The sequence below is a fragment of the Cognatitamlana onchidii genome (genome assembly GCF_004804355.1).
GTDB lineage: Bacteria > Bacteroidota > Bacteroidia > Flavobacteriales > Flavobacteriaceae > Cognatitamlana > Cognatitamlana onchidii.
The window spans coordinates 565,247-589,199 of the sequence record NZ_SRWZ01000001.1 but is presented as its reverse complement, the minus strand read 5'-3'; the positions used below and the strand labels follow the sequence as shown (position 1 = coordinate 589,199).

21 protein-coding genes are annotated in these 23,953 nt (G+C 34.4%); 20 read left to right on the top strand and 1 reads right to left on the bottom strand.

Annotated elements, in window-relative coordinates:
- Position 1: 1 nt before the first annotated feature.
- The 6 genes from E5D58_RS02760 (at position 2) to E5D58_RS02735 (ending at position 10,638) form a co-directional block, all read left to right on the top strand.
- Positions 2-1,183, top strand: a complete 1,182-nt coding sequence (locus E5D58_RS02760; protein ID WP_136480289.1) for an alpha/beta hydrolase — start codon at positions 2-4, stop codon at positions 1,181-1,183.
- A gap of 3 nt (positions 1,184-1,186) precedes the next feature.
- The gene (locus E5D58_RS02755) at positions 1,187-2,158 is read left to right on the top strand and encodes an alpha/beta hydrolase (protein WP_136480288.1); all 972 of its coding nucleotides are present in this window, start codon (positions 1,187-1,189) and stop codon (positions 2,156-2,158) included.
- A gap of 6 nt (positions 2,159-2,164) precedes the next feature.
- Positions 2,165-4,558 (top strand): glycoside hydrolase family 31 protein, encoded by a 2,394-nt coding sequence (locus E5D58_RS02750; RefSeq protein WP_136480287.1) that lies wholly within the window; start codon positions 2,165-2,167, stop codon positions 4,556-4,558.
- Positions 4,555-6,432 (top strand): alpha-amylase family glycosyl hydrolase, encoded by a 1,878-nt coding sequence (locus E5D58_RS02745; RefSeq protein ID WP_136480286.1) that lies wholly within the window; start codon positions 4,555-4,557, stop codon positions 6,430-6,432. Before E5D58_RS02750 ends, E5D58_RS02745 begins: the two co-directional genes overlap by 4 nt.
- A 1-nt stretch (position 6,433) precedes the next feature.
- Positions 6,434-8,107 (top strand): alpha-amylase family glycosyl hydrolase, encoded by a 1,674-nt coding sequence (locus E5D58_RS02740; RefSeq protein ID WP_136480285.1) that lies wholly within the window; start codon positions 6,434-6,436, stop codon positions 8,105-8,107.
- Between the two features lie 158 nt (positions 8,108-8,265).
- Positions 8,266-10,638: a GAF domain-containing protein gene (locus E5D58_RS02735; protein ID WP_136480284.1), complete on the top strand. Its 2,373-nt coding sequence runs from the start codon at positions 8,266-8,268 to the stop codon at positions 10,636-10,638.
- Here E5D58_RS02735 and E5D58_RS02730 read toward each other — a convergent pair.
- Entirely contained in the window at positions 10,635-11,834 is a 1,200-nt protein-coding gene (locus E5D58_RS02730) for a Pycsar system effector family protein (RefSeq protein WP_136480283.1), read from the bottom strand. The two genes, E5D58_RS02735 and E5D58_RS02730, sit on opposite strands and share 4 nt — an antisense overlap.
- A gap of 211 nt (positions 11,835-12,045) precedes the next feature.
- Between E5D58_RS02730 and msrB the strand changes: the two genes are divergently transcribed.
- From msrB to E5D58_RS14905, 14 genes are all read left to right on the top strand, one after another.
- Complete coding sequence (msrB, locus tag E5D58_RS02725; protein ID WP_136480515.1) at positions 12,046-12,507, top strand: peptide-methionine (R)-S-oxide reductase MsrB; 462 nt, start codon at positions 12,046-12,048, stop codon at positions 12,505-12,507.
- A gap of 1 nt (position 12,508) precedes the next feature.
- Positions 12,509-12,985 (top strand): peroxiredoxin family protein, encoded by a 477-nt coding sequence (locus E5D58_RS02720; protein WP_235835821.1) that lies wholly within the window; start codon positions 12,509-12,511, stop codon positions 12,983-12,985.
- A gap of 2 nt (positions 12,986-12,987) precedes the next feature.
- Entirely contained in the window at positions 12,988-13,236 is a 249-nt protein-coding gene (locus tag E5D58_RS02715; RefSeq protein WP_136480281.1) for a glutaredoxin family protein, read from the top strand.
- Positions 13,233-14,795 carry a protein adenylyltransferase SelO gene (locus tag E5D58_RS02710; RefSeq protein WP_136480280.1) on the top strand — a complete coding sequence of 521 codons (1,563 nt, stop codon included), beginning with the start codon at positions 13,233-13,235 and terminating at the stop codon, positions 14,793-14,795. Before E5D58_RS02715 ends, E5D58_RS02710 begins: the two co-directional genes overlap by 4 nt.
- Complete coding sequence (locus tag E5D58_RS02705) at positions 14,795-15,046, top strand: peptide methionine sulfoxide reductase (RefSeq protein ID WP_136480279.1); 252 nt, start codon at positions 14,795-14,797, stop codon at positions 15,044-15,046. Before E5D58_RS02710 ends, E5D58_RS02705 begins: the two co-directional genes overlap by 1 nt.
- A 24-nt stretch (positions 15,047-15,070) precedes the next feature.
- Complete coding sequence (gene msrA, locus E5D58_RS02700) at positions 15,071-15,565, top strand: peptide-methionine (S)-S-oxide reductase MsrA (protein ID WP_136480278.1); 495 nt, start codon at positions 15,071-15,073, stop codon at positions 15,563-15,565.
- 15 nt (positions 15,566-15,580) lie between these two features.
- Positions 15,581-16,135, top strand: a complete 555-nt coding sequence (locus E5D58_RS02695) for a peptide-methionine (S)-S-oxide reductase (RefSeq protein ID WP_136480277.1) — start codon at positions 15,581-15,583, stop codon at positions 16,133-16,135.
- Complete coding sequence (locus tag E5D58_RS02690; protein ID WP_136480276.1) at positions 16,092-17,315, top strand: bifunctional alpha/beta hydrolase/OsmC family protein; 1,224 nt, start codon at positions 16,092-16,094, stop codon at positions 17,313-17,315. Before E5D58_RS02695 ends, E5D58_RS02690 begins: the two co-directional genes overlap by 44 nt.
- Positions 17,312-18,271 (top strand): aldo/keto reductase, encoded by a 960-nt coding sequence (locus E5D58_RS02685; protein WP_136480275.1) that lies wholly within the window; start codon positions 17,312-17,314, stop codon positions 18,269-18,271. The genes E5D58_RS02690 and E5D58_RS02685 overlap by 4 nt, the downstream gene beginning before the upstream one ends.
- A 41-nt stretch (positions 18,272-18,312) precedes the next feature.
- Positions 18,313-22,023, top strand: coding sequence for a metallophosphoesterase (locus tag E5D58_RS02680; RefSeq protein ID WP_136480274.1), 3,711 nt, complete (start codon positions 18,313-18,315; stop codon positions 22,021-22,023).
- A 43-nt stretch (positions 22,024-22,066) separates the two neighbouring features.
- On the top strand, positions 22,067-22,738 hold the full coding sequence (locus E5D58_RS02675; RefSeq protein WP_168796612.1) for an ion channel: 672 nt from the start codon (positions 22,067-22,069) through the stop codon (positions 22,736-22,738).
- Between the two features lie 61 nt (positions 22,739-22,799).
- Complete coding sequence (locus E5D58_RS02670) at positions 22,800-23,219, top strand: hypothetical protein (RefSeq protein ID WP_136480272.1); 420 nt, start codon at positions 22,800-22,802, stop codon at positions 23,217-23,219.
- A 212-nt stretch (positions 23,220-23,431) separates the two neighbouring features.
- On the top strand, positions 23,432-23,566 hold the full coding sequence (locus tag E5D58_RS15160; RefSeq protein ID WP_262710718.1) for a hypothetical protein: 135 nt from the start codon (positions 23,432-23,434) through the stop codon (positions 23,564-23,566).
- Between the two features lie 236 nt (positions 23,567-23,802).
- Positions 23,803-23,940, top strand: a complete 138-nt coding sequence (locus tag E5D58_RS14905) for a hypothetical protein (RefSeq protein WP_168796611.1) — start codon at positions 23,803-23,805, stop codon at positions 23,938-23,940.
- Positions 23,941-23,953: the final 13 nt, after the last annotated feature.

Genomic DNA, 23,953 nt, shown 5'->3' with positions numbered 1-23,953 from the left:
GATGGTTGTAAGGTCATGTGTTTTAATAGTCCTTAGTGTCATACTCTTCACATCTTGTAAACGAGTAAAGGAAGATATTGATAATCCAGTTTTAGGAAACGAAACAGTTACTTTTATGATCACTAGGCTTCCTGATAATCATCAATTTAAAGACGATATTTATTTGTCGGGGAATTTTGAGGGGTGGTCTGGTGGAAGACCTCGATTTAAATTGAGTAAACTTGATAAGCAATATGTCATGACGTTACCCAAATACAAAGAGCAAATTAGTTTTAAATTTACGCTTGGTAGTTGGGATAAAGTGGAGTGCGCACAAAATGGTAACCCTATTGAAAATAGAAGTTATATATTCAATAAATTGAATGATACGGTTGACGTTGAAATAGTTAAGTGGCATGATTCCATGATAACCGATAAGTCATCTACGGCATCTAAGAATGTAGAAGTTTTTAGTAGTACATTTTATATACCTCAATTAAAAAGGACTCGAAAAATTAGTGTGTATTTACCACCAAGCTATGAGGTCACAAATAATAGTTTTCCTGTACTATATATGCTTGATGGTCAGAATGTGTTTGATGCATCAACATCCTACAGCGGAGAATGGGAGGTCGATGAAACACTTAATAACCTTTATAAAGAAAAAGGTTTTGAGCTTATTGTTGTAGCTATCGATCATGGTGCCGATAAACGCGTAAATGAATACTCGGCATGGAATTCAAAGAAGTATGGTTTGGGAGAAGGAGATGCATTTTTAAATTTTATTACACAACATTTAAAACCTGCAATAGATAAGCATTACAGAACTAAAACAGGGCCTTTAAATACGGCTATATTGGGCTCCTCTCTGGGCGGCTTGTTTGCCCATTTTACCGCATTTAAGGAACCTGAAGTTTTTGGGTTAGTCGGTGTATTTTCACCATCATTTTGGTATACCAATGAATGTTATACGTTTACCAAAGAACGGGCTCATGGAACTCATTCGAGACTTTATTACTTAGCTGGTGAAAAAGAAAGTGATAGCATGGTGTTCAATATAAATAAGATGGTAAAATTGATTAAATCTGAGGGCTTTCCCGAAAAGAACATTTACTTAAAGGTAAATCCTAATGGAACCCATTCGGAAATATTTTGGAGAGATGAATTTCAAGAGGCTATAACTTGGTTATTTCAAATTAAATAAGATATGGTACGTTTTTATAAATATGGATCTCTTGTGTTACTTGTTGTTGTGCTTTTAATCTCATGTAAGTATAAACATGAACAAGCAGATAAATCCAGTAAACACTTTAAAATCCACAACAAGATTATATTGAGTCACGGAGCCCTTATGAGAATGGATAAGTATAACTCCAACTTCATAGAAACCAGACCTGTTGATGTTTGGTTACCTCAAGGTTATAGAAAGCAAAAAAAGTATAGTGTGTTATACATGCATGACGGGCAAATGTTGTTCGACTCAACATTAACTTGGAACAAACAAGAATGGAAGGTAGACGAATGGGCTAGTAAATTAATGAACTCAAAGATGACAAAAGACTTTATAGTTGTGGCCATTCATAACATACGTGAATTAAGATGGTTCGATCTGTTCCCTCAAAAAGCGTTTGATTTTTTGGATACATCAACTCGTGATAGTATTAGTTTAAAAATGGCTTCTGAAGGTTCGTATAAACTAAATGGAGATAACTATTTGAAGTTTGTAGTGGAAGAACTGAAACCAATTATTGATGCCGAATTTTCGGTATATCCTAATAAAGAACACACTTATATTATGGGTTCCAGTATGGGTGGGCTAATGAGTATGTATGCCATCTCAGAATATCCTAAAGTATTTGCTGGTGCCGCTTGTTTATCCACACATTGGCCTGGCACAACGCCTGTTAAGGACGAAAAGCAATGGTCTGACGCTATTTTTAAGTATATGGGAGATAGGTTTCCGAAGGCGGGATCAAATAGTATTTATTTTGATTACGGAACGAAAACTTTAGATGCACATTATCCTAAATATGCTTCTAAGGTAGATAGTCTTTTCATTAGTAAAGGGTATACGCAAAAAACTTTCAGGAATGTATTGTTTGATGAGACAGATCATTCGGAAAACTCTTGGAACAAAAGGTTGGATGTTCCATTAACTTTTCTTCTAGGAAATAAATAAAGAGATATGAGATTACTTTTTAATATACTACTCGTTTTATTATCGATTCAAACTCTAAAAGGACAAAATTTAGATAGAGTATTTGAACGTATTTTAGAAACCAATAATGGTCTGGAAATTTATGTAAGTGATGGTAAGTATGAGGTTACATTTTATAACGATAAAATTGTTGAAACAACCTTTGTTCCTAAAGGAGAAAACTCTATGAAAAAGTCTCACGCCGTAGTTCTTAAAGTGGGAAACGTTAACTATGTGTCTACTAAAGATAGTGGTACTTATAATTATGTGTCTGAAGGTCTTGGCGTTCATGTGGAGATTAAACCTTTTCAAATTTCCTATACTTATAAAAACAAGCCTCTAATTTCAGAGAAAGCAGGTTATGTAAAGAATGATAGTTTAGAAACCATCCAATTTAATCTTTCAAAGGACGAAATGCTTTATGGAGGAGGTGCTAGAGCTCTGGGGATGAACCGAAGAGGCAATAGGCTGGAGCTTTATAATAAAGCGCATTATGGCTATGAGACTAGAAGTGAACTTATGAATTTCACGCTCCCAATCGTCTTGTCATCAAATAAGTATATGGTCCATTTTGATAATGCGCCTATTGGATTTTTAGATTTAGATAGTAAATCTGATAATACGTTAACTTATGAGACTATTTCAGGACGTAAAACCTATCAAATTATTGCCGGAGATTCTTGGTATGACATGCTAGATAATTACACCAGTTTAACAGGCAAACAGCCTATGCCAGCACGATGGATTTTAGGTAATTTTTCCAGTCGTTTTGGATATCATTCACAACGGGAAACGGAAGAAACTATAACGGCTTTTAAACGAGATAGTATTCCTGTTGATGCCGTAATTTTAGATCTGTTTTGGTTTGGGAAAACGGTTGAAGGTACTATGGGGAACTTGGAGGTTTTTAAAGACTCTTTTCCTGATTTTGAAGGTATGATAACCCGTCTAAAAAGTAAAGATATAAAGACAGTAGTTATTACAGAACCCTTTGTACTAACAACATCAAAACGATGGGAAGATGCCGTTTCTAAAGACGTACTGGCTAAAGACTCTTTGGGGAATCCTTTTACTTACGATTTTTATTTTGGAAATACAGGTCTTATCGATATTTATAAACCAGAAGGAGAAGCATGGTTTTGGGATATCTACAAAAATGACATCATTAATAAGGGAGTTGCTGGTATATGGGGAGACCTAGGAGAACCAGAAGTACACCCAAAAGCTTTGAGGCATGTCGTAGGAAGCGCTGATGAGGTTCATAATATTTACGGACATGACTGGGCACGATTAGTTTATGAAGGGTATCAAAGAGATTTTACAGATGTTAGACCTTTTATTCTTATGCGTGCAGGATACTCGGGTTCACAACGCTTTGGTTTAATTCCTTGGTCTGGCGATGTTAACAGAACATGGGGAGGGCTGCAGAGTCAACCAGAAATCGCTTTACAAATGGGTATGCAAGGGTTGGCATATATGCATTCAGATTTAGGTGGTTTTGCAGGGGATAACCTTGATGATGAGCTCTATGTAAGATGGTTGCAATATGGTGTGTTTCAACCAATTTACAGGCCACATGCTCAAGAGAATGTTCCAAGTGAACCAGTGTTTAGAAGTCAGAAAGCCAAGAAACTAGCAAAACAGGCTATTCTGTTGCGTTACAAAATGTTACCATATAACTATAATTTAGTGTTTGAAAATAATCAATATGCTAAACCCTTAATGCGGCCTTTATTATTTGAAGAACCAGAGAATGATAAAATGTTGGCATACTCGGAAACCTATTTATGGGGGCATGATTTTCTTGTTAGTCCTGTATTAAAATCTAAAAAGCTTGAACAGGACGTTTATTTTCCTAAAGATAATATCTGGTTTGATTTTTATTCTAACGAGCGCATAGAAGGAGGCGTTACCAAAATGATTCATTTAAAAGAGGACCATATTCCAGTATATGTTAGGGCAGGAGCATTTATTCCTATGGCTCATAAGATGCAAAGTACTAATGAATATAATCATAACAATTGGGAACTGCACTACTATCATGATGCTTCGGTTAAACGAAGTAATCGAACCATTTATAATGATGATGGCGAAACACCGAATGCTTTTGAAAAAGGAGAATACGAGTTGCTTGAGTTAGAATCTGATGTAGATAAAAGAAACCTAAATATTTCGTTTAAATCAAAAAAAGGAAATTATTTTAAGCACAGTCTTAAAACCATAAATCTGGTTATCCATAATGTAGATAAGAAACCTAAATGGGTTAAAATCAGCGGACGTAAGAAAATATTTAGCTGGGATGAGAAGCAAAATCTACTCATAATCGTTACATCTTGGAACACTATAGAAAACCAAGATGTTAGTATAAAACTTAAGAAATGAATGCACTAAAAGTAATAATAATGACAATGGTTTTTTGCACCTTCGCATGCGAAGAGGAAAAGAAAGGCAAGCAGGCAGTTGCAGTTCAGCCTAAAGTGAAAAAAGAAAAATACGTGGTATATCAAGTGTTTACAAGGTTGTTTGGAAATACAAATACAACCAATAAGCCATGGGGGACCATTGAGGAAAATGGAGTTGGTAAGTTTAATGATTTTACAGATAAAGCACTGCAGGAAATAAAAGAACTAGGCGTTACTCATATTTGGTATACAGGCGTACCGCATCATAATGTGATCACAGACTATACGGAGTATGGTATTGGTAATGATGATCCTGAAGTGGTAAAAGGCCGCGCTGGGTCGCCATATGCGGTAAAAGACTATTATAATGTTAACCCAGATTTGGCTGAAAACGTTGAAAATAGATTGACAGAATTTAAGGCGTTGATTGAGCGATCACATAAAGCAGGCTTAAAGGTGATAATTGATATCGTGCCCAATCATGTAGCGAGGAATTATAAAAGTATTTCAAGCCCTGATGGTGTTAAAGACTTTGGAGAAACTGATGATACGTCATTAACCTATCATGTAAATAATAATTTTTATTACAATCCTAAGGATTCGTTTAAATTGCCAAAATGGGAGCATAACTATTTGCCACTTGGAGGTGAAAAACATCCATTAGTTGATGGGTTTTTTGATGAATCTCCCGCTAAGTGGACTGGAAATGGTTCAAGAGCGTCGCAACCTAATATGGGAGATTGGTATGAAACCGTTAAGGTTAATTACGGTATTTCACCCGAAGGCAATAAAGACTTTGACGAATTGCCAGATCGTTTTAAAAATGAAAACTATAAAGCGCATTATGAGTTTTGGAAAAATAAGAATGTGCCTAATTCGTGGGTGAAGTTTAAAGATATTGCCTTGTATTGGTTGGAAATGGGAGTTGATGGTTTTAGGTATGATATGGCCGAAATGGTTCCTGTAGAGTTCTGGAGCTATATGAATTCGCACATTAAAATGAAGAATCCCGATGCTTTTTTATTGGCTGAAGTGTATAATCCATCCCTGTATAGAGATTATATTAAAAAAGGCAAAATGGATTATCTATATGATAAAGTTCAGTTGTACGATACCATAAAGCACATAATGCAGGGGCACGGAAAAACAGATAACCTACCGGCCATACTAGAAGATTTGAAAGATATTGAGCACCATATGCTACATTTTCTGGAGAATCATGATGAACAAAGAATAGCAAGTCCTGATTTTGCAGGTAACGCTGATAAAGGAAAGCCCGCTATGGTGGTTTCGGCTACCACCACGACTGCTCCAACCATGATTTATTTTGGCCAAGAAGTTGGGGAAGATGGGTCTGAAGATGCAGGTTTTGGAGATCCAACCAGAACTACTATTTTCGATTACGCCGGGGTACCTGCCCATCAACGCTGGATGAACAATATGCAGTTTGATGGGGGGCAATTATCTAATAAGGAAAAGGACTTGAGAGACTTTTACAAGAGATTGTTAAACTTAAGCTTAAAGAATGCAGCTTTCAAAGGGAACTATGCAGATATTCATGCTTTCAATAGAGCAGAAACCAATGATTATAGTGATAAGGTATATGCTTTTGTAAGGTGGGAAGGTTCAGAAAGGGTTATTGTTGTTTCAAATTTTGATTCCAATAACAAGCAAAGTTTTCAGCTTAAAATTCCTTCCGAAATTGTTAAAACTTGGGGCTTAAAAAACGAGAGCTACAGAGTTGTCGATCAATTATACGACGATTTTAGTGCTACTCTCGAGGTACATAATAATATTGGAGTTGTACCAATTACCTTAAGTCCACTAGAGTCATTAATATTAAGTGTAAAGTAAAATGAAGTTATTTTTATCTGTTTTATTCGTCTTTGTTGTATTAAGTAGTTGTAAGCCAGTAGAGGACAATGATAAGGCTGTTCCTGAAAAAGTGCCTTTTGTATGGGAAGGCGCTAATATTTATTTTTTACTGGTAGATAGGTTTAATAATGCGGATAAGAACAATGATCTTAATTTTAATAGAACAGAAGAGCCTGCTAAACTGAGAGGCTTCATGGGAGGCGATATAAAGGGGGTAACGCAAAAAATAAAAGAGGGGTATTTTACCAATTTGGGAATAAATGCTATTTGGATGACACCGATTGTAGAACAGATTCATGGTGGTACAGACGAAGGTACAGGTTTAAGTTATGGTTTTCATGGATATTGGGCTAAAGACTGGTCTAATTTAGATCCCAATTTTGGAACTAAAGAAGATTTAAAAGAGTTGGTTGATACGGCCCACAAAAAAGGGATTCGAGTTTTGTTAGATGCCGTGGTTAATCATACAGGTCCGGTAACAAAAACAGATGCCGCTTGGCCCGAAGCATGGGTGCGAACAGAACCAAAATGCGATTATTCATCATATGAAAATACCGTAACATGCACCTTAGTTGAGAATTTACCAGATATTAGAACCGAAAGTAACGATAATGTAGAATTGCCTATTCAATTAGTTGAAAAGTGGAAACAAGAGGGTAGATACGAACAAGAATTACAAGAGCTTGAGAGGTTTTTTAATAGAACAGGATATCCCAAGGCTCCTAGGTTTTATATTATTAAGTGGCTTACGGACTATATAACTGAGTTTGGTGTTGATGGATATAGAGTTGATACCGTAAAACATACCGAACCTTACGTTTGGCAAGAATTTAAAAAAGAATGTGATTATGCCTTCGCAGAATACAAGAAAAATAATCCTGATAAGGTGCTGGATGCTAACGGTTTTTATTTGGTAGGAGAAGTTTATAACTATGGTATAAGCGCAAAACGAGCATTTAATTTTGGGAATAAAAGCGTGAACTATTTTGACGATAGCTTTAATAGTTTAATTAATTTTGAAGCTAAGTGGGATGCTGCTAAATGGCCTATTCAAGAACTGTTCTCAAAGTATTCAGAGATCTTACAAACAGATTTGAAGGGGTATGGTGTTTTAAACTATTTGAGTTCACATGATGACGGTCAACCATTTGATGCTTTAAGAGAAAAACCTTTTGAAGCAGGTACAAAGCTTTTATTGTGTCCTGGGGCATCTCAGGTTTACTATGGTGACGAATCAGCACGTTTGTTAGTGGATCCTCAAGCAGAGGGAGATGCTAAACTTAGATCCTTTATGAATTGGGCAGATATTGAAAACAAAGAGTATAACCAGCAAGTCCTTGAGCATTGGCAAAAGCTTGGCCGTTTTAGGGTAAATCACCCAGCGGTAGGAGCAGGTATTCATAAAGAATTGTCGAAAGAACCATATGTGTTTTCAAGAACCTTTAAATCACCAGATTTTAGTGAAACTGTTGTTGTAGCGCTAGGAAATTCTGTTGGTACTGAGTCTATACCTGTGGCTGGTATCTTCAATGATGGGGATGTTATTTTTGATGCATATTCAGGAAAAAAGGTAAATGTGGCACAAGGTAAAGTATTGGTCAATTCAAAATTTGACCTACTTCTATTGAGTAGGAGTGTACCTTTTAATGAATAGGTGTTTCTCGCAGTTCAATTTGAATATGCCTCTTGCGTTTTTATTCAAATTTTCTAAAAAACATGATACTTTTTAGTAACATAATCTTTGTTATGAAGTCTAATTAATACCGACTAAGTCTTTATTTAGTAAATTTGCGGTATAAGTAGTTTAAGATTATGGATATTAATGAAAATATTGATTCGCCATTAGAGCTTAAAATAAGTTTCAATAAACTTTTAGAACGCTACGAAGCTTTATCAAGCAGTGAGAATAAATTAATTGCCACTAAAGCTCAAAATGTTTTACAAATTGCAAAAAAATATCCTGAGTTAAGGGATGGTTTTAGCGATACCACTGTTTTAGATAAAAGAAAAGAGGCAATAGAAATTATATTACAGGATACCTTTAGTCCGTTGCTTACTCATAATGAAATTAAGACAGCGTCAGTCCCTTTTCATAATTTTATATTTAATTCATCTGAGCGTTTCAAATCTATTTTGAAAACAGCTGGTAAGGATTTTGAGCTGCAGATGAAAAACATGCCCCAGGATGATGTCTACATTATTGCCTGTACTATCGTATTGAATTTTTGCTACGGATATAATTTAAATTTTAAAAGACCATTTTATTATGAAATTCCTGATGTCAATGGTATTAACAGGTTTTACAAAATATTATATAATGCAGACTTTTGCGAAATAGTTCCAACAAAGCAAGCAAAGAAAATCACACAAGCCGATTATGAGGAACTACTGGATAATTTTGAGAATATTGAAATTTGGAGGGAAAAGTTTCCTCCAAACAGTTATATGTTTAAAGGGTTTGTTATTTCAAACATTTTTGATGTTACCGACGATCAGTCTATTTCCAATATAAAAACCTCTTTAATTGGCGAAGATAAAAGGAAGGATAAGGATTTTATGGAAGATTTTCATGAAGTTTTTAGGTCTTTATTTGGTATTAACGATTTAAAGGTTGGCTTTTCAATATTTAATAAAGACGAGGATATTTTTGAGCATGTTCATGGTAATGGGATTCAAAGTTTTTTGTTAGGGGATTTAGAAAGTAAAACATGTAGTGATGTGCTATGCAAATGGTCATACAATAGGTTGTTAGCCGAAACAAAGTTCTTCTCCGTTTCAGATGTGGAGCGAGAGTATCAAAAAAGTGAAACCTGTGCCCCTCATATTAAGAGTTTATATAAGCAAGGGTTTAAAAGTGCTATTTTTGCACCGATTGCCGATGAAGATGGACTCATGGGCATTATTGAAATAGTTTCTAATAAACCAAAAGTACTTAATAGTATAAATGCCAATAAACTAATTGATGTTATGCCGTTTATAGTATCAGCTGTGCAGAGGTCTAAAAATGAAGAAGCAAACTTAATTGAAGCAGTTATTCAACAAGAGTGTACTTCCATTCATCCAAGTGTTAAATGGCGATTTGAAAAAGAAGCTAAACATTTTATTCATGCAGAACTAAATGGACAAAAGCCAAGTTTTAAGAAGATTTCTTTCGATAATATCTATCCGCTTTACGGACAAATTGATATAAAAGGCTCTTCAGAGGCAAGAAATAGGGCCACCAAAGCCGATTTAACGCTACAACTAGAGGCGGCTAAAAAATTGTTTTTAAAGGCTTCGGATATAGATCAATTACCCATTTTTGAGCAGTTAATTTTTCAAATAGATGAATATTTAGAAGATTTAAATAGAAATTTTCAAGTAGATAGTGAGCAGCAAATATCAAACTTTTTAAAAGACGATATCGAGCCTGTATTTATGCATGTTAGGGATACTCATGAGCTTAAAAATGAGGTCGATGCGTATTTTGAAAGCATTGACGAAAAAGGAAATACATTCTATTTGCACCGGAAAGATTACGACCAAACCATTGCCAAGATAAACAAGGAAATGGCATCGCTTTTAGATGAAAAACAGTACGATGCGCAAGCAATGTATCCACACTATTTTGAGCGTTTTAAAACAGACGGTGTAGAGCATAGTATGTATATTGGAGAGTCTATTACTAAGGAGGATAGTTTTAATCCCATATATCTATATAACCTGAGACTTTGGCAATTACAGGTTATGTGCGAAATGGAAAATGCCTATTACCAAAAACAAGCTAAGTTTCCAGTACAATTAGATGTAGCATCAATGATTCTCGTCTTTAATCAACCTTTATCCATAAGTTTCAGAATGGATGAAAAGAAGTTTGATGTTGATGGGACTTACAATGCCAGATATGAAATTGTGAAGAAGCGGGTGGATAAGGCCTTTATAAAGGGGACTCAAAAACGAGTTACAGAAAAAGGGAAAATTACTATCGTGTATTCTCAAAAACAGGATGAAAGAGAGTATTTAAGATACATTAAATTTTTACAATCTAAACATTATTTAGACACTGATGTTGAAATTGTGGAATTACAAGACTTACAAGCGGTTACTGGATTAAAAGCAATACGTGTTAGTGTGCTTTATCATAAAGCGGAGGATGATAAAGAGTTTTATACTTATGACGATTTAATGAAAGAGATAAAGGCTTAGTAGGCTCCTGTTGAATGAAATGCAACAGCGAAAGCAATCACACTAACAATAATGCCAACCATGAATACGCTATAGGTTAATCTTAAAATTTTATATTTTCTGTCAAGTACTAAACCAAGGAAGTATAAATCCTTTTTCATTGAAGAATACAAGTAATCTCTGTCTTGCATCATCTCACCCATAGCCCATTCAAAATCATTTAGGCTCATTTTATGGAAATTGCCAAAGAATAATAAGTTTACTTTTTTGTTGGCAACATCTTTTTTGGTGAACTTGCCACTGGTAATATTTGGGCGGGTTGCCAATATAGAAAGAATAATGGAAGCCACCGTAAACAATACAAAGATGATTGTTGGTAATATTAAATAAGCGTTAGATGGATTATCTAATTTTGATACCAAGTTTGATAAAACCATCGAAACGATAATCGCGTTTACAGATAATAGAATATTTGCTTTGGTATCAGCAATATTGCTTAAGTGCATATGGTTTTTTAATGTAACCCTAAACATCGTTTCTATTCCTCTTTCAGGCAATTCTATTTTGTTTTTTTTAAAACTGAGAGCTTCTTTTCGTTGTTTTTGTTTTCTGTTTTCGGCGTCTAATTTCTTCTTTGCTTTTAGAAGTTCTGAAATATTTTTACCTTTTCTTTTATCCCAGTTTAGGGCGGCTTCAGTGGTGTGAAACCGATGCTTTGTAGATAAAAAGGCAATGTTTTCATCAAGCCATTCACTCTCTGTTAAATACTTGTTACAAGTAAGTTCCCATTCTTTTTTTAATAACTCAGAAACCTCAAGATAAGTTTTGCTACCAATATGTGAGCAATCGGCATCGCGTATTATTTTTTCTAGCTGATTTTTTGGAGAGTAATCCAATTTAGTAGCTAAAATAAGATTACAAACAGTTTCAATGGTGTTGTTATCGCAGTCTTGATCTTTTAAAAAACTTTTGGCAATTTTTACGCTAGCGTCCTCATGGTTTTTAATCCCTTTTGTATAGCCTGTGTCATGTAGCCAAGCGGCTAAAATTAAATAGTTGGTTTCTTCATCATTAAGTCTTGATTGTTCTGCTAATAACTCAGATTTTTCAACAACCCGTTGGGTATGCGTCAAATTATGATACAGAAAGGAAGCGTCCAATTCTTCGTTTAATAACTTAGTAGTGAATTTTTCTGCCTCAACAATAAGCTTTTCCATAAACCTCCTTTTCTTTATTAAGTAAAAATACTAAACTTTAAATATAAGTAATTGATATGTCTTTTGGTAACGCTGATATTTGTCGGAAATTTTTCAAATACTATCAAAAAGTTCCAAAAGGCGCACATATGTAATTTTATGAATAAAATAACGACTATCTTTAAGTTCAAAAAAGCATGTTAAATCATAAAATAAGAAAGGAAAAAACATGATGCTAACTTGGAAAGAGATTATTAATTTTTCTATTAAGGGAAATCCTGAGCCCGATAAGCGTGTTGAAAAAACAGAAGTTGAATGGAAAACGCTATTATCGCCTGAACAATTTAGGATTACAAGATTAAAAGGAACTGAGCGACCGCATAGTGGAGCTTTATGCAGTATTCATGAAGCTGGGAAATATAATTGTGTGTGCTGTAATGCACCGTTGTTTGATTCTACTATCAAATTTGAATCTGGTACGGGGTGGCCTAGTTTTACACAACCTATAAAAGAAAATGCCATTAAATACGAGCGAGACACTGCTTTTGGAATGGTACGTGTTGAGGTAATGTGCAATACATGCGATGCCCATTTAGGACATGTGTTTCCCGATGGGCCAGAACCTAGTGGATTGCGCTATTGTATAAATTCTGAATCGATGCAATTGAAGAAAGCTGCTATAACTGACAAATAAAGTGAAACAGAATCAATTTTTTGAAGCTCCTGAATTTGAAGTCAATGATTGGATTGATGCCGATGGAAATAAAACAAAACCAATAAAATTATCCGATTTTAAAGGTAAGTTTAAAGTCGTGTTTTGTTTTCAAAGTTGGTGTCGGGGATGTCATAGTAAAGGATTGCCAGATTTAAAAAGAATGGTTGATGTTTTAAAGGAAAATGAGAATGTTGTTTTTTTAGCTGTTCAAACTGTTTTTGAAGGTCATGATTCTAATACCTACGACAGGATGGTAAAAACCCAAAAACAATATGATTTAAAAATACCATTTGGGCATGACCCAGGAAGCCATGGAAGGTCAGGGTCTAATATTATGTTTAATTATAAAACGGGCGGTACACCTTGGTTTTTGTTTATTGATAAAGATGATAATGTAGTTTTTTCAGATTTTCATTTAATACCAAGAGCGGCTATTAAGTTGCTTGAAACTATGTAAATATGATGCCTAAAATTAAACTTTATGGCACCGAAAGGTGCCATAAAACACAATATTATAAAAAGTATTTAGAGGATTTAAGTTTGGAATATGAGTTCTTAGATGTTGAATTTCATGAAGTTTATGCTGAAGCACTTCGAAACCTTTATGAGAATAGAAAGCTTAATTTTCCAACCCTAACTATAGGTACAAAGAAATTAAGAAATCCTTCGGATAAAGATTTAAAAAAATGGATTGAAAAACTATTATGAAATTAAATATTAAAGATAAGTTTAATAAAAAATTACCTTCAGATCCAATTCTAGAAAATTCTAGAAGACAGGTTTCGGAAGCCTGTTTCTCGTATGTAACACCAAAGCAAACTTCAAAGGCAGAGTTGTTACATGTGTCTCCTGAAATGTTAGAAAATTTAGGGTTGACAGAAGCGGATGTTAGAACTAAAGATTTTTTAAATATTTTCACAGGAAATCAAGTACAGGAAAACACAAAGCCTTATGCGATGTGTTATGGAGGGCATCAATTCGGTAATTGGGCAGGACAACTAGGTGATGGTCGTGCCATTAATTTGTGCGAAGTTGAGCATAACGGAAAAAACTGGGCGCTACAGTTAAAAGGAGCTGGAGAAACACCGTACTCAAGAACAGCTGATGGATTGGCTGTTTTACGCTCCTCTATTAGGGAATATTTATGTAGTGAAGCTATGTTTCATTTAGGCGTACCTACAACAAGAGCATTATCATTAGCCTTGTCTGGAGATGAAGTATTGCGTGATTTTATGTACGACGGAAATTCGGCTTATGAAAAAGGGGCTATTGTTTGTAGAACAGCAGAATCGTTTTTGCGATTTGGTAACTATCAGATTTTTGCAGCAAGACAAGATGAAAAAAACTTAACGAAATTGGTTGATTATACCATAAAATATCATTTTCCACATTTAGGAGAACCTTCAAAAAATTCGTATTTAGCATTTTTTAAAGAAGTTGCCAATCGTACTTTAAAAATGATAATCCATTGGCAACGTGTGGGCTTTGTGCATGGTGTTATGAATACCGATAATATGTCTATTCTTGGATTGACCATTGATTATGGTCCTTACGGATGGTTAGAAGGCTATGATTACGGATGGACACCTAACACCACAGATAGGCAACATAAACGTTATCGATATGGCAATCAACCTAATATTGGGTTATGGAATTTGTTGCAATTAGCAAATGCGCTTTATCCATTAATAGAAGAAGCGGAACCATTAGAGGCTATACTAAATCAGTATAAAAAGGACTTTGATAAGAGGCAGTTGGATATGATGCGTTCCAAATTAGGATTTTTAATGAAGGATGAAAAGGATCAATTATTGATTCAAGATTTAGAAGATAATTTGCACCTAACGGAAACGGATATGACGATTTTCTTTAGAGATTTATCCAACGTTAAAAAGGAAGAACCTTCAAAAGGATTAAAGATTGTATATGATGCATTTTACAAGCCAGACGAAGTGGTTGGAAATATAGAAAAGCGTTGGGGCGATTGGTTTGCTACCTATACTTCGCGTTTACAAAAAGAGTTGCTTTCTGATGAAGAACGCCGGCTGAAAATGAATCAAGTTAATCCCAAATACGTATTAAGGAACTATATGGCGCAATTAGCTATTGATGACGCTGATAATGGTGATTATAAACTGATAGGTGAATTGTTTCAAATGCTAAAAAAACCTTATGATGAACAACCACAATACCAAAAATGGTTTGTAAAACGACCAGATTGGGCGCGCCATAAAGTAGGATGTTCAATGTTGTCTTGTAGTTCCTAATGAATGTGTTAAATTATATAGAAAACATACCAGAAGGCTACTCTGAAGGTTTTTATGAAGGCGTAAAATACGGCATTACCAAATCGGTCTTTAACAACAGTAAATCTTTTAAAATTTATGCCAAAGAGTTACAGGGTACAAATTTTATTAGTTTGAATTTTTATATCACCGCAAAAAAAGAGTTTTTAAAACCTTGTGAAATGACAGAGCAGAAAGTGATTGCTTTTTTAAAGCATATAAAATTTAAATAGATAAACTAGAAAAAAAATAAAATAATGAGTAGTTATAAAAAAGCATATTTAGCAGGCGGGTGTTTTTGGGGAATGGAAGATTTGTTTAGAACGCGCCCAGGGGTTATAGATACAGAAGTTGGTTACCAAGGAGGTAAGAATGATAATCCTACATACAAAAACCATCCAGGACATGCCGAAGGCATCGAGATCACATACAATCCTAATGAAACCTCTTTTAAGCTATTACTTGATTATTTCTTTAGAATGCATAATCCAACTACTTTAGATCAACAAGGAAACGATAGGGGGTCTAGTTATCGGTCAGCTATTTTTTATCAGAATGAAGACGAAAAGCAAATAGCTGAAGATATGATTGCTATTGTAAATGCATCTGGAAAATGGGAGAATAAAGTTGTTACAAGCTTAGAGCCTTGGTCTACCTTTTGGAAAGCAGAAGACTATCATCAAGATTATTTGGTGAAGAACCCTAATGGTTATACCTGTCATTTTTTACGATTTGAAGATTCTTTTATTTAATTTTCCATTTAAATTTTGAAAACACTTTCGCGAATAGGATTTGGAGGCGGTTGCCATTGGTGTACAGAGGCAGTATTTCAATCGCTGCATGGGGTTTTAAAAGTAGAACAAGGTTTTGTAGCCTCTATAGATGAACATAGTGATTTTTCAGAAGCCGTGATTGTGCATTTTGATATGTCTAAAATTTCGATAGCAGTCCTAGTTGAAATTCATTTGAATACCCATAAAAGTACAGTAAATCATTCTATGCGAACAAAATACCGTTCTGCTGTATATGTCTTTTCAGAGGCGCAAGGGAGTGCAGTAAAATCGCAATTAGATTTACTGCAATTTCAATTTAAAGATAAACTCATCACTCAAGTATTGCCATTTGAAAAATTTAAAGCATCAAGAGTGCAAATACAAAATTATTATTACACCAATACCAAAAGGCCATTTTGTGAAAGTTTTATCAATCCAAAGCTACAAATACTACTTCGTAAGTTTTCAAAATACTCCAATCAGAATAAGTTAAAGCACCTTAACCATGAATCGAGAAAGACTAACTATAAGGAACACCAAGGGTCATAATCTTCAGGCATATTTGGAACTGCCTGCAGATCAGAAGCCCCATTATTTTGCCGTTTTCGCACATTGCTTTACTTGTACAAGTAACCTGTCTGCAGTAAAAAACATTAGCAGATCCTTAACGTCTCATGGATTTGGAGTAATTCGTTTCGATTTTACGGGACTGGGACAAAGTGAAGGTGAGTTTGCCGAGAGTCATTTTTCGGCTAATGTTGATGACTTAATTGCTGTGAATAATTACATTGCAGAACACTATAAACCACCAACTTTATTAGTAGGACACTCCTTAGGAGGTGCAGCCGTTATTGTTGCGGCATCTCGATTAGAAAATATTAAAGCGGTTGCTACCATTGGAGCGCCTGCAGCAGTAAGTCATGTAAAGCATTTATTTTCGCATGGTATCGAAGAAGTGAAACAAAAGGGTTTGGTGGAGGTTAATATTGGAGGTAGACCGTTTAAAATTAATCATGAATTTGTAGAAGATTTTGGAAAGATTAATTTATCTGAAGTCACCAAGAATTTAAGAAAACCGTTGTTGATAATGCACGCACCATTTGATGGTACAGTAGGTATAAATAATGCACACGAATTATATCATAATGCGCATCACCCAAAAAGTTTTATCAGTTTAGACGATGCCGACCATTTGCTTAGTAACTCAAGAGATAGTAAATACGTTGGTAATGTTATAGGTACTTGGGCAGATCGTTATTTCGAGCCTCAAGATAATATCATATTAGATACTAAAGATGAGCAATTGGTAGCACACTTAAATTTAAATGAAGACAATTTTACCACGGCAATTCAAACTAAAAAGCATCAATTTTTAGCAGACGAACCCCAAAGCATAGGTGGTGATGATTTTGGACCTTCGCCATACGATTTTTTAAGTGCAGGACTAGCGGCATGCACGGTAATGACTTTAAAGATGTATGCCCAACGTAAAAAATGGGATTTGCAAGAAGTCTATGCGTACATTACCTATTCTAAAAAGCATAGTGACGACTTAATGTTAGATTTAGACGAACCAAAACGCATGGATCATTTACAAAAACGTTTAAGGTTTGTTGGAGATTTAGACCAAACGCAAAAAGCAAAACTTAAAGAAATTGCTTCAAAATGCCCTGTACATCGTACCTTGCTATCGGAAACTATTATTGAAACCGAATTAATAAACAAATGAGTGATAACACAAAACTAGGATTAGGCCTTGCAGCATTAGGCAGACCAGAATACATAAATATTAGGGATAATACATCTTTAGACAAGTCTGAGAAAGCTTTTCAACAAAATACCTTTTCCGTTTTAGATGAAGCTTATAAATTAGGCATTCGTTATTTTGATACAGCCCCATCTTACGGCAAAGGAGAAGCCTTTTTAAAGGCATGGAATAATTCTAGAAAACATCCAGATGTTGTGTTAGGTACAAAATGGGGTTATACCTATGTGGCAAATTGGGAACTTGGTTACCATGGTAAACATGAAATTAAAGAACATTCGCTAAAAAAGCTTCAAGAACAGTGGGAAGCTTCAAAGGAAATGTTACCAAAACTAAAATATTATCAAGTGCATTCTGCTACTTTAGAAAGTGGTATTTTGAGTAATGATGCTGTTTTAAAACAGATGCATGAGATAAAAAAGAATACTGGATTAAAAATTGGGATTTCAACAAGTGGTGCGAATCAAAAAGACACTATAACAATTGCTCGAGATATTAAGGTTGATAATGAATTTTTATTTGATAGCTTTCAAGTAACCTACAACATTTTTGAGCAGGACACGTTTCAGGTTTTAAAAAATATACTTAACCATGGCAGAGATGTTATTATAAAAGAGGCTTTAGCTAATGGTAGAGTTTTTCCTAATAGTAGATTTAAGAATTATCAGGATTCGTATGTTATTTTAAATGAGTTATCTAGAAAATACAATGTTGGTATTGATGCCATAGCCCTGCGTTTTGTAATCGATAATTTGAAACCTACTTATGCATTAAGTGGTGCGTCCAATATAAATCAACTTAAACAAAACATAAAGACCCAAGACTTTAGTTTTTCAGAAAAAGACCTGCATCTGTTACAAAGTCTTAAGGCCATTCCAAAAAGATATTGGGAAGAGCGAGATGCGTTAACCTGGAATTAAATCAAATGATTATCTTTAATCAAACTATCTATCTATAAATTATGAAATTTTGTAGAATTCCACTATTAGTGTTATTCATTTTTGTTGTTAATTCTTGTGCTACTTCTAAGGCTCAATACGCAGAGGAAGTTGAGATTATGGAAGTTGACGAAGAAATAAGCGCGTCTAAGACTTTTTATTTATTGGGAGATGTTGGTAAATCGCCTATAGGGGGTATGTCCGATGGGTTAACCATTTTTAAAAAGCACATTGAAACTAAGAAAACAGAAGGCGATTACACGATATTTTTAGGAGATAATATCTATCCAGCAGGTATGCCTAAAGGAGATCATAAAAACAGAGCTAGTGCCGAAAACGCTCTAGATGCTCAAATAATGTCTGTTTCTAATTTTAAAGGTAAAACTATTTTTATTCCGGGGAATCATGATTGGTATTCAAATGGATTAAAAGGGTTGTCTCGCGAGGAGGCTTATCTAGAAGATGCTCTTGGAAAGCATACCTTACTGCCAGAAAAAGGCTGCCCTCTAGAGAGCATAGACGTTAGCCAAGATATTCAATTAATAGTTTTAGATACAGAATGGTATTTAGAAAATTGGAATAAACATCCAACTATTAATGATAAGTGCGAAATTAAGACGCGCGATAGATTTTTTGCCGAGTTAGAGGGAGAAATTAAAAAAGCACAGGGTAAAAAAGTTGTTTTGGCTATGCATCATCCTATGTATACTAATGGTATTCATGGCGGTAAATATGCTTGGGAAAAACACCTGTTCCCTTTGTCTTCAAAAGTGCCGCTTCCTGGAATAGGGTCTTTTGTTGCTCAAGTACGTAGTCAAGGAGGAGTGTCTATGCAAGACCGGTTTAACGAAAGGTATAATGAGTTGATGTTGCGTATTGAGACCATTATTTTTAATAGAGAAAATGTGGTTCTAGTATCTGGGCATGAGCACACGCTTCAATATGTAGAAAAAGGCAATGTAAAACAAGTAGTTTCTGGATCTGGTGCTAAATCTTCTTATGCGACTTTAGGAAGTAATGGATTGTTTTCATCAGGAGAACAGGGCTTCGCTGAATTAGTATTTTATAAGGATGGAAGTGCAAGGGTAAATTATTTTGGTGAAAATGAAAATGACAATCAACCAAAACTCATTTATACCAAAGAGGTATTCAAGCCCCAATTGGATTATGATGTAACGAGTTTGCCAACGAGTTTTCCAAAAAACATAGAGGTGTCTGTTTATTCTACCGATGAAACAGATGTGTCTAGGGTTGCCGAGAAAATACTAGGAGATCATTATCGAGAGGCTTACAGTACACCAATAACGGCCAAGGTTGCAACGTTAGATACACTTTATGGAGGGCTAGAGGTTATTCGTAAAGGAGGAGGGAATCAAACCAAATCATTAAGACTCCGAACAAAAGATGGGAAACAATTTAATATGAGGGCGCTTAGAAAAAGTGCAACTCAGTTTTTACAAACAACTCTTTACAAAGACAAGTATATACAAGACGATTTTCAAAGGACTTCAGTAGAAAGTTTTATTCTAGATTTTTATACTTCGGCGCATCCATATGCTTTTGCCACTGTTCCTGACCTATCTGAAGCTGCTGAGGTTTTTCATACCAATCCTAGATTATATTATGTTCCTAAACATAAGGAATTAGGGGTGTTTAATAATGAATATGGAAACGAATTATATCTAATTGAAGAAAGACCAGAAAAGAACTATGCTGGTACCGCTTTGTTTGATTTTGCTGATGATATAGAAAGCACACATGATGTTATTCAAAAAATAAGAAAAGATGAGAAGTATAAGATAGATGAAGATGCTTTTATAAGAGCGCGGTTATTTGATATGCTTATAGGGGATTGGGATAGGCACCAGGACCAATGGCGCTGGGCCCAGTTTAATCATGAGAATGGTGATAAATATTATAAACCAATCCCGAGGGATAGAGATCAGGTTTATAGTAATTTTGATGGGGTATTGTTAGATGTTTTGAGAAACCTTTCTGGAACAACAAGAGAGTTACAGGAATATGATGAAGAGCTAAAAGATGTTGAAAGAATGAATACCGATGGCATCAAGTTAGATCGAATTTTGATTCAAAAGGCCACTAAAGCTCAATGGATAGAACATGCCAAGTTTCTTCAAGAAAACATAACTGATGAAGTTATAGAGAAAGCTTTCTCTAAAATACCATTAGAAGTTCAAGATCAGGATATAGCCGATATTAAGAAAAAATTAAGAGGAAGGCGTGCCAACATGATAGATATTGCTGAAAGGTATTATGAAATCGTTAATAAGTTAGTCATCTTAACAAGTACTGATAAAGATGATTTTATTGAAATATCTAGAGATGGAAGCAAACAAACACATGTTAAGATTTCAAGAATAAAGAATGGCGAAAAAGCAGAGGTAATTCTGGATAGAACTTTTAATAAGGATGTAACTAAAGAGATATGGATTTATGGCTTAGATGACAAGGATGTTTTTGAGGTAACAGGTAAAGCAGACAAGCCTATATTTATAAGAATAATAGGAGGGCAAAATAATGATACGTACAAAGTAAGTAGTGGTAGAGCTATAAAAATTTATGACCATCAAAGTAAAAAAAATACTGTATTGGAGAATAAAGGAGTCAACATTAATTTTACCGATGTTTATAATTTAAACCTTTTTGATTTTACTAAGAATATTATGACTTCAACAACCATTAGTCCAGCTATTGGTTTTAACCCAGACGATGGGGTTTCTGTGGGAGCTTCTATAGTGAGAACAAAAAACGGTTTTCAGAGAAATCCGTTTTCAAACCAACATAAATTTAGAGGAGGTTATTTTTTTGCAACAAAAGGGTTTGCCTTAAAATACGACGGTGAATTTGCCAATGTTTTTAAAACATGGAACTTTCAGGTGGGAGGATTATTTACTACCGAAAATTTTGCGAATAACTTTTTTGGTTTTGGAAATGAAACCATAAACATTGATGATGATTTAGGTTTAGATTATAACAGGGTGAAGCAAAGTATTCGATCCATTAACTTTGGAGTTGTAAGGCGAGGGAATTATGGAAGCGACTTATCGTTTAAAGCCCTACTCGATGGTATTCAGGTAGGGGATACGGAGGGGCGATTTATTACCGACGTTGTTCCACCATCGAATACAGATTTTTACAAAAGACGTTATTTTGGAGGAATTGAAGCTCTTTTTAATTATACCAGTTATGATGACAGGTTGAACCCAACAAGAGGAATGAACTTTATGTTTAATTTAGGCGGTAAAACAGAATTTGAGAATACTGAGTATACCTATGGTTACATAAATTCCGATATCGGATTTTATAATGCCATTTCAAAAAACAGAAGGTTGGTGTTAAAAACAGACTTAAGAACGCAATGGCGGTTTGGTAACGATCTGGTGTTTTACCAAGCGGCTAATATTGGTGGAAATAATGGTTTAAGAGGGTATCGTACAGAGCGTTTTACAGGTAAAAATGCACTTGTTGGGAGTGCAGATTTAAGATTTAGTTTTCCTTCATTCAGGACATCTTTTATTCCATTTCAAATAGGTGTTTTTGCCGGAGGCGATGTTGGTAGAGTGTGGCTTAGCGGCGAATCTTCCAATACTTGGCACAACGATTATGGCGGTGGGTTTTGGGTGACTGCAGCAGAAAAAATATCTGGAACGTTTAACTTGTTCAATAGTGTTGAAGGCTTAAGGTTTTCTTTTGGCTTTAGCTTAAATCTTTAAATTAATAATTCATTAAAGAGGTCTTTGAGGTAGAATGAATCCAATGTACGCAAAGCTTTATGAAATTAGATATGAGCTATTCTTTTTTAGTCAGTTGGCTATTCTATTTGGCTCACTTGTTATGCCGGTTGATTTATTTGATGAACTGGTGATGCCAGCGTTATTTTTGCTAAATATTTTTTTTGGTCTGGTATTGGTGTCAAAAAAGAAACAGTTGGGAAGGGTGCTTATTGTTTTGTTTTTGGTGTTACTCATTTTATTTGGCGTAACCTTTTTTAAACAAACAAGTAACAATTATCTATCCTATACTAGATTTACAATTTATTTTCTCTTTTATATTATTATTTCAATCGAAATTGTAAGGCAGGTCTTGAAAACAACATCTGTTAATAGGAATGTTATTATTGGACTTATGAGCGGTTATCTTTCTATTGGACTCATAGCATTTTTTATTTTTTTAAGTATTGAAATATATACACCAGATTCGTTTAAGGGATTGCTTATGTACGGCAACAAGTTTTCCAATAAAGTAGATTCCTTACTTTATTTTAGCTATATCACTTTGCTTAGTATTGGCTATGGGGATGTGGTTCCATTAACCCCTATTGCACAAAAGGCTTCTGTGTTAATTGGTGTTTTGGGGCAGTTTTATATTATCATAGTAACGACTGTGGTTGTTGAAAAATACATATTTCATACCAGAAACAAAAAGTGATAAATTAAACTTAATTAATAAAGTATTACTTTCGTTGTTTAATCTATAAATATCAAATCTTATGAAACATTTGCCTCTTGTAATCTGCTTACTATTTGCTATTAATTTGGGTGCTCAAAACTTAACCGAAAAACAAAAAGAAAGAGAGAAGAATAAAGTGAAAATATACACGCCAGATGAATATGATAATTTACAATTGGAATTTAGAAGCGGCGTCGATGCCATGAAGCTTTCAGAAGAAAAGTTGGAAGCTTATGACCAAATAATATTAAAATATGTATCAAAGATAATGCGCTTAAATGATAAGGACCAAGGAAACACTAATGAGGAAGTAAAGACCAAATTCTCTGAGTCGATAACCAAAATGAACGCGGAGGTTAAAGATATTTTAAACGAGGAAGAGTACGTTATGCACCTTGAAAATATTCATAAAATTGTTTACAGTGTTAATACAAGACTAAACGCGCAAGAACAAAATTAGTGTAGACAGTATTAGCTACTATACTACATGCCTGATGTATTAAAAAAGCAAATACATCAGGCATTTTTTATGTCCTAATTTAAAATACAGTTCACTTTACTTAAAGCATAGTCGAGATATGATATGAGACGTTTCAAGCATTTATATACCTATAAAATAGTCTTTGATTCTATATTTGAAATGGTAATTAAAAGGAATCAAAAGATAAGGTTATGAAAAGAGTAAAAAACATATTTAGAAAACAATTTATAGTCGATTGGAGCAATATTGAAAACGACATTTTTAATGATTCTAATCAGGTTGAAAATATAAATGAAACATGCGATGATTCCATGTTATTTATATAACAATTTATGAATTAGAAAAAATTGAGATTGTTTAGTTTGTAGCTGCTAAAGAGAGAGACTTTAGCAGTTTTTTTATTCCAGAAGCTCCGGGAAATTACGGGTGTTTGTCATTCCATTTTCAATACAGGCTATTTCAGCCTTTAATTAGGTCGATCTACATACTCCTATACCACAAAAAAGCAAAGTAGATATTACATTTGAGTGGGCAATAAGTTAAACGATAAAAACATAGAGCTATGAAAGTATATAGATTTATATTAGAGCAAATTCAATTATTGGTAAACTGGAAAACTCGTAGTAATGAGGATTCTTATGAATTAAGAGAGGTTTATTCAATTCATGAGAATAATGAAGAGTCTTTTTTATTCATTTAAGAATTGTAAAACA

Coding starts and splice junctions, on each gene's coding strand:
- E5D58_RS02760 (WP_136480289.1), top strand. CDS start 2: ATGGTTGTAAGGTCATGTGTTTTAATAGTCCTTAGTGTCATACTCTTC.
- E5D58_RS02755 (WP_136480288.1), top strand. CDS start 1,187: ATGGTACGTTTTTATAAATATGGATCTCTTGTGTTACTTGTTGTTGTG.
- E5D58_RS02750 (WP_136480287.1), top strand. CDS start 2,165: ATGAGATTACTTTTTAATATACTACTCGTTTTATTATCGATTCAAACT.
- E5D58_RS02745 (WP_136480286.1), top strand. CDS start 4,555: ATGAATGCACTAAAAGTAATAATAATGACAATGGTTTTTTGCACCTTC.
- E5D58_RS02740 (WP_136480285.1), top strand. CDS start 6,434: ATGAAGTTATTTTTATCTGTTTTATTCGTCTTTGTTGTATTAAGTAGT.
- E5D58_RS02735 (WP_136480284.1), top strand. CDS start 8,266: ATGGATATTAATGAAAATATTGATTCGCCATTAGAGCTTAAAATAAGT.
- E5D58_RS02730 (WP_136480283.1), bottom strand. CDS start 11,834: ATGGAAAAGCTTATTGTTGAGGCAGAAAAATTCACTACTAAGTTATTA.
- msrB (WP_136480515.1), top strand. CDS start 12,046: ATGCTAACTTGGAAAGAGATTATTAATTTTTCTATTAAGGGAAATCCT.
- E5D58_RS02715 (WP_136480281.1), top strand. CDS start 12,988: ATGATGCCTAAAATTAAACTTTATGGCACCGAAAGGTGCCATAAAACA.
- E5D58_RS02710 (WP_136480280.1), top strand. CDS start 13,233: ATGAAATTAAATATTAAAGATAAGTTTAATAAAAAATTACCTTCAGAT.
- E5D58_RS02705 (WP_136480279.1), top strand. CDS start 14,795: ATGAATGTGTTAAATTATATAGAAAACATACCAGAAGGCTACTCTGAA.
- msrA (WP_136480278.1), top strand. CDS start 15,071: ATGAGTAGTTATAAAAAAGCATATTTAGCAGGCGGGTGTTTTTGGGGA.
- E5D58_RS02690 (WP_136480276.1), top strand. CDS start 16,092: ATGAATCGAGAAAGACTAACTATAAGGAACACCAAGGGTCATAATCTT.
- E5D58_RS02685 (WP_136480275.1), top strand. CDS start 17,312: ATGAGTGATAACACAAAACTAGGATTAGGCCTTGCAGCATTAGGCAGA.
- E5D58_RS02680 (WP_136480274.1), top strand. CDS start 18,313: ATGAAATTTTGTAGAATTCCACTATTAGTGTTATTCATTTTTGTTGTT.
- E5D58_RS02675 (WP_168796612.1), top strand. CDS start 22,067: ATGTACGCAAAGCTTTATGAAATTAGATATGAGCTATTCTTTTTTAGT.
- E5D58_RS02670 (WP_136480272.1), top strand. CDS start 22,800: ATGAAACATTTGCCTCTTGTAATCTGCTTACTATTTGCTATTAATTTG.
- E5D58_RS15160 (WP_262710718.1), top strand. CDS start 23,432: ATGAAAAGAGTAAAAAACATATTTAGAAAACAATTTATAGTCGATTGG.
- E5D58_RS14905 (WP_168796611.1), top strand. CDS start 23,803: ATGAAAGTATATAGATTTATATTAGAGCAAATTCAATTATTGGTAAAC.